The 13,856-nt window shown below is 61.9% G+C and carries 14 protein-coding genes and 1 riboswitch; of the genes, 6 read left to right on the plus strand and 8 right to left on the minus strand.

All coding sequences use genetic code 11. The features are described 5' to 3' along the window. Positions 1 to 8 precede the first annotated feature (8 nt). The 5 genes from G7016_RS10185 to tkt all read right to left on the minus strand — a co-directional run bounded on the left by G7016_RS10185 (position 9) and on the right by tkt (position 4,838). Positions 9 to 212, minus strand: coding sequence for a lipoprotein (locus tag G7016_RS10185; RefSeq protein ID WP_181113619.1), 204 nt, complete (start codon positions 210 to 212; stop codon positions 9 to 11). 63 nt (positions 213 to 275) lie between these two features. After that, positions 276 to 473, minus strand: coding sequence for a hypothetical protein (locus tag G7016_RS10190; protein WP_181113621.1), 198 nt, complete (start codon positions 471 to 473; stop codon positions 276 to 278). 48 nt (positions 474 to 521) lie between these two features. Continuing rightward, positions 522 to 1,685, minus strand: a complete 1,164-nt coding sequence (locus tag G7016_RS10195; RefSeq protein ID WP_181113623.1) for a phosphoglycerate kinase — start codon at positions 1,683 to 1,685, stop codon at positions 522 to 524. A gap of 3 nt (positions 1,686 to 1,688) precedes the next feature. Beyond that, entirely contained in the window at positions 1,689 to 2,753 is a 1,065-nt protein-coding gene (epd, locus tag G7016_RS10200; RefSeq protein WP_181113625.1) for an erythrose-4-phosphate dehydrogenase, read from the minus strand. Between the two features lie 87 nt (positions 2,754 to 2,840). Next, entirely contained in the window at positions 2,841 to 4,838 is a 1,998-nt protein-coding gene (tkt, locus tag G7016_RS10205; protein WP_181113627.1) for a transketolase, read from the minus strand. Positions 4,839 to 5,024: 186 nt separating this feature from the next. Here tkt and G7016_RS10210 point away from each other — a divergent pair, with 186 nt between their 5' ends. The 4 genes from G7016_RS10210 (at position 5,025) to G7016_RS10225 (ending at position 9,466) form a co-directional block, all read left to right on the plus strand. After that, on the plus strand, positions 5,025 to 6,020 hold the full coding sequence (locus G7016_RS10210; protein ID WP_181113629.1) for an ArsR/SmtB family transcription factor: 996 nt from the start codon (positions 5,025 to 5,027) through the stop codon (positions 6,018 to 6,020). 20 nt (positions 6,021 to 6,040) lie between these two features. After that, positions 6,041 to 7,231: a methionine adenosyltransferase gene (gene metK, locus G7016_RS10215; RefSeq protein WP_181113631.1), complete on the plus strand. Its 1,191-nt coding sequence runs from the start codon at positions 6,041 to 6,043 to the stop codon at positions 7,229 to 7,231. A gap of 91 nt (positions 7,232 to 7,322) precedes the next feature. Further along, the gene (ligB, locus tag G7016_RS10220) at positions 7,323 to 9,074 is read left to right on the plus strand and encodes an NAD-dependent DNA ligase LigB (protein ID WP_181113633.1); all 1,752 of its coding nucleotides are present in this window, start codon (positions 7,323 to 7,325) and stop codon (positions 9,072 to 9,074) included. Next, positions 9,071 to 9,466 carry a DUF1090 domain-containing protein gene (locus G7016_RS10225; RefSeq protein WP_181113635.1) on the plus strand — a complete coding sequence of 132 codons (396 nt, stop codon included), beginning with the start codon at positions 9,071 to 9,073 and terminating at the stop codon, positions 9,464 to 9,466. Before ligB ends, G7016_RS10225 begins: the two co-directional genes overlap by 4 nt. A gap of 18 nt (positions 9,467 to 9,484) precedes the next feature. Here the strand turns inward: G7016_RS10225 and G7016_RS10230 are convergent, their stop codons facing one another. From G7016_RS10230 to G7016_RS10240, 3 genes are read right to left on the minus strand one after another with little or no spacing between them, the layout of a single operon-like run. After that, a complete protein-coding gene (locus G7016_RS10230) occupies positions 9,485 to 9,871 on the minus strand; it encodes an MAPEG family protein (RefSeq protein ID WP_181113637.1) in 387 nt (128 codons plus the stop codon). A gap of 14 nt (positions 9,872 to 9,885) precedes the next feature. Next, entirely contained in the window at positions 9,886 to 10,722 is an 837-nt protein-coding gene (locus G7016_RS10235; protein ID WP_181113641.1) for an EamA family transporter, read from the minus strand. Between the two features lie 21 nt (positions 10,723 to 10,743). Continuing rightward, entirely contained in the window at positions 10,744 to 11,148 is a 405-nt protein-coding gene (locus tag G7016_RS10240; protein ID WP_181113643.1) for an acyl-CoA thioesterase, read from the minus strand. A 129-nt stretch (positions 11,149 to 11,277) separates the two neighbouring features. Next, positions 11,278 to 11,390, plus strand: a riboswitch (S-adenosyl-L-homocysteine riboswitch). A 22-nt stretch (positions 11,391 to 11,412) separates the two neighbouring features. Here G7016_RS10240 and ahcY point away from each other — a divergent pair. After that, a complete protein-coding gene (ahcY, locus tag G7016_RS10245; protein ID WP_181113646.1) occupies positions 11,413 to 12,822 on the plus strand; it encodes an adenosylhomocysteinase in 1,410 nt (469 codons plus the stop codon). Positions 12,823 to 12,917: 95 nt separating this feature from the next. Next, positions 12,918 to 13,766: a methylenetetrahydrofolate reductase [NAD(P)H] gene (gene metF / locus G7016_RS10250; RefSeq protein WP_181113650.1), complete on the plus strand. Its 849-nt coding sequence runs from the start codon at positions 12,918 to 12,920 to the stop codon at positions 13,764 to 13,766. Positions 13,767 to 13,856: the final 90 nt, after the last annotated feature.

The following is a 13,856-nucleotide window of genomic DNA, read 5'->3' on the forward strand; positions in this document are numbered from 1 at the left end:
GGCCCAGGTCAACGCGACCCGCAATCCTGCAGGTTGTTAGCGCCTGTGGTCGGATCACCTGTCGCGTTGGTTTGCACACGCTGGTCATTCTGATTGCTCGGCAGCTCCACCGGAGCAGGGCTGAATACCTCGCACGCACTGCGCTCGCCACCGAACATCGAACAACCTGACAACACAAGCAGAGAGCAGGCCAACGCAAGAACACGCTTCATGATGGACTCCTTTCACGTACCGGGATGGTTTTCAAAAGACCGCCCCGCTGAACGTTCGTTGCCTCATGGGCACGGCACCATGCTTTCGGCGGTGTCCGCTTCGTCGTTATCCATGGCCTCCTGGCCCTGCCGCTTGTCAATCACCGGCGCCGTCTCGGCTTGCCACCGCGCGCGCCAATTGGCGTGGTCGCCCTCCGGGGTACAGCGCTCAGCGGCGGTACCCTCCTTTTGCTGCCGACTGGCCTCATGGCTACACGCCATAAGGCCACAGGCGAGGGTGAGAACAAGCGCGCCGCGAATCACGGAGCTTCAGCCTTTTGCCCGCTGTTCGAGCATCTCGACTGCAGGCAATACCTTGCCTTCTACAAATTCCAGGAAGGCGCCGCCGCCCGTGGAGATGTAGGAAATATCACCGGCAACACCATACTTGTCGATGGCCGCAAGGGTATCGCCACCACCCGCGATGGAAAACGCCGGGCTTTGGGCGATGCCTTTGGCCAGAACCTTGGTGCCGTTCCCGAACTGGTCGAATTCGAACACACCGACCGGGCCGTTCCACAGAATAGTCTTGGCGCTTTTGAGCAGCTCGGCGAACTGCTCCGCGGTTTTCGGGCCGATGTCCAGGATCATGTCATCGTCGGCAACGTCGGCGATATCCTTCACCGTCGCTACGGCGCTTTCAGCGAATTCCTTGGCCACGACCACGTCCACGGGCAGCGGCACGCTCACTTTGGCCGCGATCGCGCGGGCGGTGTCGAGCAGGTCCGGCTCGTGGAGGGACTTGCCTACCTTGTGCCCAGCGGCTGCCAGGAAGGTATTGGCGATACCACCGCCCACGATCAACTGGTCGCAGACAGTACTCAGGCTGTTCAATACGTCCAGCTTGGTGGACACCTTGGAGCCTGCGACGATGGCCGCCATGGGTTTGGCCGGCGCCTTCAGCGCCTTGCCCAAGGCGTCCAGCTCAGCGGCCAGCAATGGGCCGGCAGCCGCGACCTTGGCAAATTTCGCCACACCGTGGGTAGAGCCTTCGGCCCGGTGTGCGGTGCCGAAGGCATCCATTACGAACACGTCGCACAGGGCGGCGTACTTCTGCGCCAGCTCGTCGGCGTTCTTTTTCTCACCCTTGTTGAAGCGCACGTTCTCGAACAGCACTACGTTACCTGGCTCGACCGTGACCCCGTCGAGGTAGTCGGACACCAGCGCCACGTCGCGGCCCAATGCCTTGGTCAGGTACTCGGCCACAGGCTTGAGGCTGTTGTCGGCAGAGAACTCGCCTTCCACCGGACGGCCCAGATGCGAGCACACCATCACGGCGGCGCCTTTTTCCAGCGCCAGCTTGATGGTGGGCAGCGAAGCGACGATACGCGCGTCACTGGCTACCACGCCGTCCTTGATCGGAACGTTCAGGTCTTCGCGAATCAGCACGCGCTTGCCTTGAAGGTCCAGGTCGCTCATTTTCAACACGGTCATGTGTCAGTCCTTAGGCGTGTTCATTTTTGTGGTGGCGATGCCGAGGAAATGCCCCGCGACATCAAGCATTCGGTTGGCGAAGCCCCATTCGTTATCAAACCAGGCCAGCAGGTTCACCAGCCGCGGGCCAGACACACGCGTCTGGCTCGCGTCGACAATGGCCGAATGCGGGTCATGGTTGAAATCACAGCTGGCGTGCGGCAACTCGGTGTAGGCCAGCAGGCCTTTCAATGGCCCGCCAGACGCTGCTTCACGCAGCACCCGGTTGACCTCCTGCGCGTCAGTGTCGCGGGCAGTCTGAAGGGTGATGTCCAGGCAAGACACATTGACGGTAGGCACGCGCACTGCTTTGGCCTGAATTCGGCCCGCAAGTTCCGGAAGCAGGCGCTCTATTCCTCTCGCCAGGCCCGTAGAGACTGGAATCACCGACTGGAACGCCGAACGGGTACGGCGAAGGTCTTCATGGTGGTAGGCATCGATCACTGGCTGGTCATTCATGGCCGAGTGAATCGTGGTGATGGAGGCGTATTCGATCCCGAAGGCAGCGTCGAGCAGACGCAGCAACGGAACCGCGCAGTTGGTGGTACAGGAGGCATTGGACAGCAGCCGCTCGGCGCCACTGAGATGATGCTGGTTGATCCCATAGACCACCGTGGCATCAACGTCCGCCTCGCTGGCCATTGGCTGGGAAAACAGTATCCGGGGGGCACCTGCGGCCAGGAAGCGCTCGCCATCGGTGCGGGAATGCCACGCGCCGGAGCACTCCATGACCAGGTCCAGCCCCAGGCCTGCCCAGTCCACGCCTTCAGGCGTTGCGCTGCGCAGCACCTTCAGGCGATCGCCGTTGATGCAAAGGTCTGAGCCGTCGATTCGCACATCGCCCGGAAAGCGGCCATGGGTGGAATCGAAGCGGGTGAGGTATTCAAGGCTCGGCAGGTCTGCCAGGTCATTCAACGCGACCACTTCGATGCCTGCGTGGTCACGGCGCTCGTACAATGCCCGCAACACGCAACGGCCTATACGGCCGTAACCGTTGAGGGCAACCCGATAAGGGCGGGATAGGGACATGGCGCGGTCTACACCTTGGTGAGCAGCTTGGTGAGCGGCGCCGCCGCGGAACCGCCCGTACCAGGCAGGCCGCGGCGACGGAGCGGGTCAGTCTTCGAGCAGCTCGTTGGCGATACCGACGATATTGTCCACGGTAAAGCCGAACTCTTCGAACAGTGCCGGTGCCGGAGCAGACTCACCGAAAGTGGTCATGCCGACGATGCGGCCTTCAAGGCCTACATACTTGTACCAGAAGTCTGCGTGGGCCGCTTCGATAGCGATCCGTGCGGTCACTTCCAGCGGCAGTACCGCCTGCTTGTAGCTCGCGTCCTGCGCGTCGAACACGCTGGTGCTCGGCATGGAAACGACACGCACCTTGCGGCCGGCCCCGGTCAGGGCATCGGCGGCCTGCACGGCAAGGCCAACCTCGGAACCGGTTGCAATCAGGATCAGATCCGGCTCGCCTGCGCAGTCCTTCAGTACATAGCCGCCCTTGGCCACATTGGCCAGTTGCTCGGCGTCACGCGGCTGGTGGGTGAGGTTCTGGCGAGAGAAGATCAGCGCCGAAGGCCCGTCGTTGCGCTCCAGTGCGTATTTCCAGGCGATGGCCGACTCGACAGCATCCGCCGGGCGCCAGGTGTCCAGGTTAGGCGTACCGCGCAAGCTTGCCAGTTGCTCGATCGGCTGGTGGGTGGGGCCGTCTTCGCCGAGGCCGATGGAGTCGTGGGTGAACACATACAGCACACGCTTCTTCATCAGGGCGGACATGCGCACGGCATTGCGCGCGTATTCCATGAAGATGAGGAAGGTCGCGCCGTAAGGTACGAAGCCGCCATGCAGGGCGATGCCGTTCATGATGGCGCTCATGCCGAACTCGCGCACACCGTAGTACAGGTAGTTACCAGCGGCGTCTTCGGCACTGATGCCCTTGCAACCCTTCCACAGGGTGAGGTTGGAGCCGGCCAGGTCGGCGGAGCCGCCCAGTAGCTCGGGCAACAGCGGGCCAAAGGCATTCAGGGTGTTCTGGCTCGCCTTGCGGCTGGCGACGGTTTCACCCTTGGCGGCCACTTCGGCAATGTAGGCGTTGGCTTGCTCGGCAAAGTCGGCCGGCAACTCACCGCTCATGCGGCGGACGAGCTCGTTGGCGAGGTCCGGATGCGCGGCGGAATAGGCGGCGAAACGCTGATCCCACTCGGCTTCGGCGGCAGTGCCCTTCTCGCGGCAGTTCCATTCCTTGTAGATATCCTCGGGAATTTCGAACGGCCCGTGGTTCCACTTCAGGTTGGCCCGGGTGAGGGCGATTTCGTCGTTGCCCAGCGGTGCGCCGTGGCACTCTTCCTTGCCTTGCTTGTTGGGCGAACCGAAGCCGATCGTTGTCTTGCAGCAGATCAGCGTGGGCTGGGCGCTTTTGCGCGCGGTTTCGATGGCAGTGGTGATTTCGTCCGAATCGTGGCCGTCCACGTTACGGATCACCTGCCAGCCGTAGGCTTCGAACCGCTTGGGCGTGTCATCGTTGAACCAGCCTTCCACTTCGCCGTCGATGGAAATGCCGTTGTCGTCATAGAAGGCGATGAGCTTGCCCAAGCCCAGCGTACCGGCCAACGAGCACACTTCGTGGGAAATGCCTTCCATCATGCAGCCATCACCCAGGAACACATAAGTGTTGTGGTTGATGATGTCATGACCGGGGCGATTGAACTGCGCGGCGAGTGCTTTTTCCGCGATGGCGAAGCCTACCGCGTTGGCAAGGCCCTGGCCCAGCGGGCCGGTGGTGGTTTCCACGCCCGGGGTATAGCCGTATTCGGGGTGGCCCGGGGTGCGGCTATGCAGCTGGCGGAAGTTTTTCAGGTCATCGATGGACAGGTCGTAGCCGGTAAGGTGCAGCAACGAATAGACCAGCATGGAGCCGTGCCCGTTGGACATGACGAAACGGTCACGGTCCAGGAATGCAGGGTTGGCCGGGTTGTGCTTGAGGAAATCCCGCCACAGCACTTCGGCAATGTCGGCCATTCCCATGGGGGCACCGGGGTGGCCGCTGTTGGCTTTCTGCACGGCATCCATGCTAAGGGCACGAATGGCGTTGGCACGCTCACGACGGCTGGGCATCGCTGATCTCCACTGACAATGATGAAACTGCAAAAGCGGCATTTTCGCTGATGGCCGGGTGTGCTCGCAATCGAAGATAGCCGGTGCGGCGCATTTTTCGCCCTTAAACGGTTCACTCGCCCAATATCAAAACTTTTTGATATTAGCCTTGCGAGTGACCCGGGGCCGCACTAGACTCCCGGCCCTATGAGCTTGCGCGTACCTTCCATCCGCCACGAACCCGCCGACGACCTCGCCAGCCTGTGCAAGGCCGGTGGCGATCCGCTGCGCCTGAATGTGCTTCGCGCGCTAGCCTGCGATTCGTTCGGGGTACTGGAACTGGCGCAGATCTTTGATATCGGGCAGTCCGGCATGAGCCACCACTTGAAGGTGCTCGCCCAGGCTGGCCTTGTTGCTACGCGGCGCGAAGGCAACGCTATCTTCTATCGCCGCGCGTTGCCGGCTGACCACCGTATTGGTGGTCGCCTGCACGGCGCACTGCTGGAAGAGGCCGACACGTTGGAGCTACCCGTCGACGCCCAGCGCAGAATGGCAGAGGTAGAACGCCAGCGCGCCAATGCCAGTCAGGTGTTCTTTTCCCGGGTGGCGGATCGGTTCCGCGCTCAACAGGATCTGATTGCCGGCCTGCCCCAATATCGGGAAAGCCTGCTGGCGTTGCTTGATACCCTCCCGCCCGGCGGCAACGCAACCGCGCTGGAAGTAGGCCCGGGGGACGGTGGTTTTTTACCGGACCTGGCCCGCCGCTTCGGCCAGGTCACTGCTGTGGACAACAGCCCCGAGATGCTCGAACTGGCTCGCCAGTTGTGCCGCCGCGAAGGCATAGACAACGTGGAATTGCGGCTGGACGACGCGCTGGGTGAAACCACGCTGAGCGCCGATTGCGTGGTCGTGAACATGGTTTTGCACCATTTCAGCGACCCCGCCCATGCCATGAAACAGCTGGCTGCCCGGGTAAAACCCGGTGGCAGCCTGCTGGTTACAGAGTTGTGTAGCCATGACCAGGATTGGGCCAGGACGGCCTGCGGAGATCTCTGGCTGGGTTTTGAACAGGAAGAACTGGCCCGCTGGGCCACCGCTGCGGGGCTTCGCCCCGGGGATGGGCTCTACGTGGGCCTTCGTAACGGTTTCCAGATACAGGTTCGCCACTTCCGGCGGCCGGCTGGCGACACTCACCATCGGTAATTTTTCAGGAAGCCGTCGAGATGAGCGAATACTCCATTTTCACCTCCGAGTCTGTGTCCGAAGGGCACCCGGACAAGATCGCCGACCAGATTTCCGATGCGGTGCTGGACGCCATCATCGCTGAAGACAAGCACGCCCGTGTTGCCTGCGAAACACTGGTCAAGACCGGCGTTGCAATCATCGCTGGCGAAGTCACCACCTCGGCCTGGGTCGACCTCGAAGAGATCGTGCGCAAGGTCATCATCGACATCGGCTACAACAGCTCGGAAGTCGGCTTTGACGGCGCGACCTGCGCGGTCATGAACATCATCGGCAAGCAATCCGTGGACATCGCCCAGGGTGTGGACCGCAGCAAGCCGGAAGACCAGGGCGCGGGCGACCAGGGCCTGATGTTCGGCTACGCCAGCAATGAAACCGACGTGCTGATGCCGGCGCCGATCCGCTTCTCGCACGCCCTGGTAGAGCGCCAGGCCGAAGCGCGCAAATCCGGGCTGCTGCCGTGGCTGCGCCCGGACGCCAAGTCTCAGGTCACCTGCCGCTATGAAAACGGCAAGGTAGTGGGTATCGACGCCGTGGTGCTGTCGACCCAGCACAACCCGGAAGTGAAATACGCCGACCTGCGTGAAGCCGTGATGGAACTGGTGGTCAAGCACTGCCTGCCTGCCGAGCTGCTGCACAAGGACACCCAGTACCACATCAACCCCACCGGCAACTTCATCATCGGTGGCCCGGTGGGCGACTGCGGCCTGACCGGTCGCAAGATCATCGTTGACACCTACGGCGGCATGGCACGTCACGGTGGCGGTGCATTCTCCGGCAAAGACCCATCCAAGGTCGACCGTTCCGCCGCCTATGCCGGCCGCTACGTAGCCAAGAACATCGTTGCGGCAGGCCTGGCCGACCGCTGCGAGATCCAGGTGTCCTACGCCATCGGCGTGGCGCAGCCTACGTCCATCTCGTTGAACACCTTCGGCACCGGCAAACTGTCGGACGACAAGATCATCCAGCTGGTACGCGAGCACTTCGACCTGCGCCCGTACGCCATCACCCGCATGCTGGACCTGCTGCACCCGATGTACCAGGCCACCGCGGCTTACGGTCACTTCGGGCGCAACCCCTACGAAATGACCGTCGGCAACGACACCTTCACGGCGTTCACCTGGGAGCGTACCGACCGCGCCGACGCGCTGCGGGCTGCCGCCAACCTCTGATCCGGGCAACATGCTGAAAAAGCCTCTCCCTCGCGAGAGGCTTTTTCGTTCTAGGCTTGGCATTCCCTTCCGATGAGCAAGGATGCTCTGTATGTGGAACCCGATTCGCTGCCTTGGCGCCCTTGCGCTGCTGGCATCCACGCCTTCCTGGGCGTGCCCTGCATGGTCACCGGAACACGCCGTCGCTCAAGTAGAAAGCCTGCAGCGCCAGCTGGATGAATGGAACCTGGCGTATCACCGCGACGGCGTGTCGAAGGTGGATGACGAGCTTTATGACCAGGCCCAAACCCGCCTGCGTGCCTGGCGGCAGTGTTATCCCGCTGTCAATGCACCCGCGCGCCCGCCCCTTGCCGCCAGCTCAGGCCCTGTTGCGCATCCGATCGCGCATACCGGCGTGGCCAAGCTGGTGGACGCCGATGACGCCAAGGCCTGGCTGAGCGGGCGCGAGGAAGTATGGGTGCAACCCAAAGTGGATGGCGTCGCGGTGACCATCGTTTACGAGCGGGGCCGCCTTGCCAAGGTAATCAGCCGCGGCGATGGCGTGAGCGGGCATGACTGGACCGCCAACGCTCGGCATGTTCCGGGCGTGCCACCTACCCTGCCACGCAACGTAGACCTTGAACTGCAAGGGGAACTCTTCCTTCGCCTGGAGGGGCATGTCCAGGCCCAGAAGGGAAGCCTGAACGCGCGCAGCCGCGTTGCCGGAATGATGGCGCGCCACAACCTCACCACCCCCGAGGGCCAGGCGCTTGGCTTCTTTCCCTGGGAGTGGCCGAAAGGGCCGGGCACGCAGGCGGAGCGTCTGGCGCAACTGGCCGAACTGGGCTTTGCGGAACCACAGGCGTACAGCCATCGGATAAGCGACCCGGAAGACGCACGTGGCTGGCGGGATCGCTGGTACAACGAGCCACTTCCGTTTGCCACCGACGGGATCATCCTGCGGGATAGCCAACGGCCCGCTGCGCATCGCTGGAAGGCGCAAGCGCCCTACTGGATCGCTGCCTGGAAATACCCTTGGCGCAGCGTGCTCGCCGAGGTGCGCGAGGTCACCTTCGAAATTGGCCGAACCGGTCGAGTCACGCCAGTGCTGGAACTGCATCCCGTGCGCCTGGATGATCGTACCGTGAAGCGTGCCAGCCTGGGCTCGCTTCGGCGCTGGCAAACACTGGACGCACGGCCAGGGGATCAGGTCTCGCTGGAACTTGCCGGGCTGACCATTCCGCGCGTGGGCGGCGTGATCACGCGCAGCCCCGTCCGCTACCCGGTAACTCCCCCCGAACCTTCCAGCTTCAATGCGTTGACGTGCTGGGTTCTCGATACAGGCTGCCGCAGCCAATACCTGGCCCGGCTGCAATGGATGAGCCATCGGGATGCACTGGGCATGGCCCACGTAGGCAAGGCAACCTGGGAGCGCCTGCTGGATGCCGGGCTGTTACCCGAACTGCACAGCTGGCTGACGCTGGATGAGGCAGCGCTCGCCGCTGTCGATGGCATTGGTGAGCGCTCCGCGAAGCGAATCGCTGCGAGCTTTGAAGGTGCCCGCCAAAAACCTTTCAGAAAATGGCTTAAAGCGATGAGCGTACCGCCCTTGGGAAGCGTGCAGCTTGTGCCGCACTGGGCTCCACTCGCGCGCCGCTCCGCGTCGGATTGGGTCAATGAAACCGGGATCGGCAGCGGCAAGGCCAGCCAACTAGTGGCCTTTTTCCATCATCCTCCCGCTTTGAAAATGGCCGCCGCGCTCCACCGTCTGGGTGTGGACGGGTTCGTTGAAGGGTTTGAACTTCCCCCGGACATCCGTTCCAATGGGCCTGAACTCACCGCTACAACCCCGGAGACCTCATGAAAGCTTTGCTTACCCTCACCCTTCTTCTTGGCGCAATGGCCCAGCCAGCCCTGGCGGCCACGCCGGATGAAAGCGCCGAGGCGAAGGGGTGTGCCGCCAAGGAACAACGCGTACAGGAGGAGATCTCCCGTGCCCGCGAAGCCGGCAACACCAGCCAGCTCGAAGGCCTGCAGATCGCCCTGGGAGAGTTGCAGGCCAACTGCACCGACGACCGCCTCAAGAAAGAGCGCGAGACCAAAGTGCTGGACGCCAAGAAAGAAGTAAGCGAGCGCCAGGCTGATCTCGACAAGGCCATGAAAAAGGGCGATCCGGACAAGATCAACAAGCGCAAGGACAAGCTCGCCGAAGCCCGCAAGGAGCTTCAGGAAGCTGTCGACGAACTGGACAAATAAACCCGTGAGCGGCCTGTATCAGGCCGCTACGCAAAACAGGGCAATGATCAGCCCGAGCCCCACGAACCAGGCGATCGAGCGCAGCGGTGCCCGGTCGGCCAGATAGCACAGGATATAAGCCACCCGGCTTGCCACGAAGAACATGGCGAGCAGGTCGATGGTGCCTTGGGTAGTACCCCCTGCGAGGTGCGCGATGATGACTGCCGCGGCGAACGCCGGGGTGATTTCGAAGCCGTTCAATTGCGCGGCATGCGCACGCTTTGATAGCCCCTGTTGCTTGTCCAGCCAGGCGCGAGGGTCACGATTGGCATTAGGGCCAAAGCGATCCCCCGCCAGTTTGGCGGTTACCGTGCAGGCATACGGCAGCAGGATCGCGACCAGTACACACCAATAAGCAGTCGTCATTGTTCTCTCGCTTGTCAGTTTATTTTCATGATCATGATGCCGGCCACCACCAACACGCAGGCCAGCAAGCGTGGCAACCCAAGGGGCTCCTTGAGGTAACGCATGCCGAAAAGTACCACCAGTATCACGCTGGTTTCACGCAGGGCGGCGGCTTCCGCCACCGAGCCCGCAGCCATGGCCCATAGCACCAGCGCATAGCTTGCAAGCACGCACACACCCACGGTGGTGCCAAGCCGCCATTGGGTACGCCAGAACTGCCTGAAGCGTTCCCGGCGATTGGCCAGGGCAAGGGCCGGAAACGGCCATGCACTGATGAAGGTAAGCCAGGCCAGGTAGTCCAGCGGCCTTCCCCAGCGCTGCAGGGCCTGGCCGTCGATCCAGGTGTAGCTGCCAATGCAAATGCCGATGAGCACTACAATGGGTAACACCGACCACGGCAGGCGATCGCCACCCCCGCCCTGCCATAGCAGGCAGGCCATCCCGCAGGGTATCAACAGGATGCCCAGTACCTGATTCGTGTGGAGCGGCTCATTGCCCACTATCAATGTGAGGCCCAGCACTACCAGCGGAGACAAGCCTCGCATCAGTGGGTAAACCAACCCCAGGTCGGCGGTTCGATAGGCCTGAATCAACAAGTAGCGATACAGCAACTCAAACAGGGCGCTGGCAATCATCCAGGGCCATATGGCTGCGGGCGGCACGGACACCAGGCACACCAGTGGCACCGCGAGCAGGAACGCAATGGCGTCCATGCTTGCAACCACCAGCAGCCGTTCGGCGCTGAACTTGACCAACGTGTTCCAGGCTGCGTGCAACACAGCCGCGAGCAGAACAAGGGTAGTGGCGAACACCCGAAATCCTTTTCGTTTGAATTAGCCGTTCAGCCCCTCTTCGCCGAACTGGTCCTTGATATAACGGATTTCGGTACGCCCATGCGGCGCCGGCAAGCCGTCTTCCCCCAGGTTCACAAACACCAGCTTGTCCACGGTGAGGATGCTTTTGCGGGTGATCTTGTTGCGCACCTCACAGGTGAGCGTGATCGACGTTCGGCCAAACTCGGTAGCCGTGATACCCAGCTCGATGATGTCCCCCTGCCGGGAAGCACTGACGAAATTGATCTCGGAGATGTACTTGGTCACCACCCGCTGGTTACCCAGCTGCACGATGGCGTAAATCGCCGCTTCTTCGTCGATCCAGCGCAGCAGGCTGCCACCGAACAACGTGCCGTTCGGGTTGAGATCCTCTGGTTTAACCCACTTGCGGGTATGGAAATTCATGCGCACCCCCTCAATGTCTGTAGGCCAACCCTATCATGCCTGACCGCCCGGCGGATTCGACACCCTGCCCGGCCACCCTATATACTGCGCAACGTTTCACCGCCCGCGCTACGTGGGCGTTCCCGCCACCCAACCGAGGGGCGCTGCAGCAGGTCATCCTGTCAGGCTCGGTTGGGGCGTTAGCATGGCCGGCAATGACCGGCCCCGGGCCTCGCCCGAACGCACAACGGCGCCCATTCGCATACTACGAATGGAGACTCTCGAATGAGTGCTGTACTGACGCCTGCCGATTTTTCCGACTACAAGGTCGCCGATATTTCCCTGGCTGCCTGGGGCCGCCGCGAAATCATCATCGCCGAATCCGAAATGCCAGCCTTGATGGGCCTGCGCCGCAAATATGCGGGCGAGCAACCGCTCAAGGGCGCCAGGATTCTCGGCTGCATCCACATGACCATCCAAACCGCCGTGCTGATCGAAACCCTGGTTGCCCTGGGTGCCGAAGTGCGCTGGTCGTCCTGCAACATCTTCTCCACCCAGGATCAGGCCGCCGCCGCCATTGCCGCCGCGGGTGTTCCGGTATTTGCCTGGAAAGGCGAAACCGAAGCCGAATACGAGTGGTGCATCGAGCAGACCATCCTCAAGGATGGCCAGCCATGGGATGCCAACATGGTGCTGGACGACGGCGGTGACCTCACCGAAATCCTCCACAACAAATATCCGGCGATGCTCGAGCGCATTCATGGTGTTACCGAAGAAACCACCACCGGCGTACACCGCCTGCTGGACATGCTCGCCAAGGGTACCCTCAAGGTGCCGGCGATCAACGTGAACGACTCGGTGACCAAGAGCAAGAACGACAACAAATACGGTTGCCGTCACAGCCTCAACGACGCCATCAAGCGTGGTACTGACCACTTGCTGTCCGGCAAGCAAGCGCTGGTGATCGGCTACGGTGACGTGGGCAAGGGCTCGGCCCAGTCGCTGCGTCAGGAAGGCATGATCGTGAAGGTCAGCGAAGTGGACCCGATCTGCGCCATGCAGGCTTGCATGGATGGCTTCGAGCTGGTCTCCCCTTACAAGGACGGTATCAACGACGGCACCGAAGGTTCGGTGGACGCTGCCTTGCTGGGCAAGATCGACCTGATCGTAACCACCACCGGCAACGTCAACGTGTGCGATGCCAACATGCTGCGCGCTCTGAAAAAACGCGCCGTGGTGTGCAACATCGGCCACTTCGACAACGAGATCGACACCGCTTTCATGCGCAAGAACTGGGCATGGGAAGAGGTCAAGCCGCAGGTGCACAAAGTCCACCGTACCGGCGCCGGTAGCTTTGACGCACAGAACGACGACTATCTGATCCTTCTGGCCGAAGGCCGCCTGGTGAACCTGGGCAACGCCACTGGCCACCCAAGCCGGATCATGGATGGCTCCTTCGCCAACCAGGTGCTCGCACAGATCCACCTGTATGCGCAAAAGTTCGCGGACCTGCCGGCAGCGGCCAAGGCTGAACGCCTTACCGTTGAAGTACTGCCCAAGAAGCTGGACGAAGAAGTGGCACTGGAAATGGTGCGTGGCTTTGGCGGCGTAGTGACCCAGCTTACGCCCAAGCAGGCTGAATACATCGGCGTAACCGTCGAAGGCCCGTTCAAGCCAGACACCTACCGTTATTAATAGCTGCAAGAGGTAAGCGGCAAGCGGCAAGCTCAAACCGGGCTTGCCGCATGTAGCTTGCTGCTTGCGGCTCTTCTTCGAAGAGCTGCCCTGAAATGTCTTTTGCCGATAAAAGCTTCAGCTTCGAGTTTTTCCCGACGAAAACCGACGCCGGCCACGAAAAACTCATGAACGTGGCGCGCCAGCTGGCCGCCTACAAGCCCGAGTTCTTCTCCTGCACCTATGGCGCGGGTGGGTCTACGCGCGACCGTACATTCGACACCGTGATGCAGCTGGAGCGTGAAGTACAGGTTCCAGCCGCCCCGCATCTTTCCTGCGTAGGTGACAGCAAGGCTGAACTGAGAGACCTGCTTGTGCAGTACCGCGACGCCGGCATCAAGCGCATTGTCGCGCTGCGTGGCGACCTGCCTTCGGGTATGGGGATGGCCTCCAGTGAGCTGCGCCACGCCAACGACCTGGTGGAATTCATTCGCGCCGAGACGGGCGATCATTTCCACATCGAAGTCGCCGCCTACCCGGAAATGCACCCGCAGGCGCGCAACTTCGAGGACGACCTGGCGAACTTCGCACGCAAAGCGCGGGCGGGGGCCGATAGCGCGATTACCCAATACTTCTTCAACGCTGATAGTTACTTCTATTTCGTTGACCGGGTACGCAAACTGGGCGTGGACTTGCCTATCGTGCCGGGCATCATGCCTATCACCAACTACAGCAAGCTGGCCCGGTTTTCCGAAGCCTGCGGCGCGGAGATCCCTCGCTGGGTTCGCAAGCAGCTGGAAGCCTATGGCGATGATGCCAACAGCATCCAGGCGTTCGGCGAAGAGGTGATCACTCGCATGTGTGAACAGTTGCTTGAAGGCGGCGCTCCAGGCTTGCACTTCTATACGTTGAACCAGGCCCAGGCCAGCCTGGCCATCTGGCACAACCTCGGCTTGCCCCGCTAAGCCATGCGGGCCCGGCGTTCTTCAGCGCCGGGCCTTCATCGTGCCATTAGGGGAAAGCCTGACTAGTCAGCTTCGCCCCCTGCGCTTACT

The sequence above is a fragment of the Pseudomonas japonica genome, assembly GCF_013522925.1.
GTDB lineage: Bacteria > Pseudomonadota > Gammaproteobacteria > Pseudomonadales > Pseudomonadaceae > Aquipseudomonas > Aquipseudomonas japonica_A.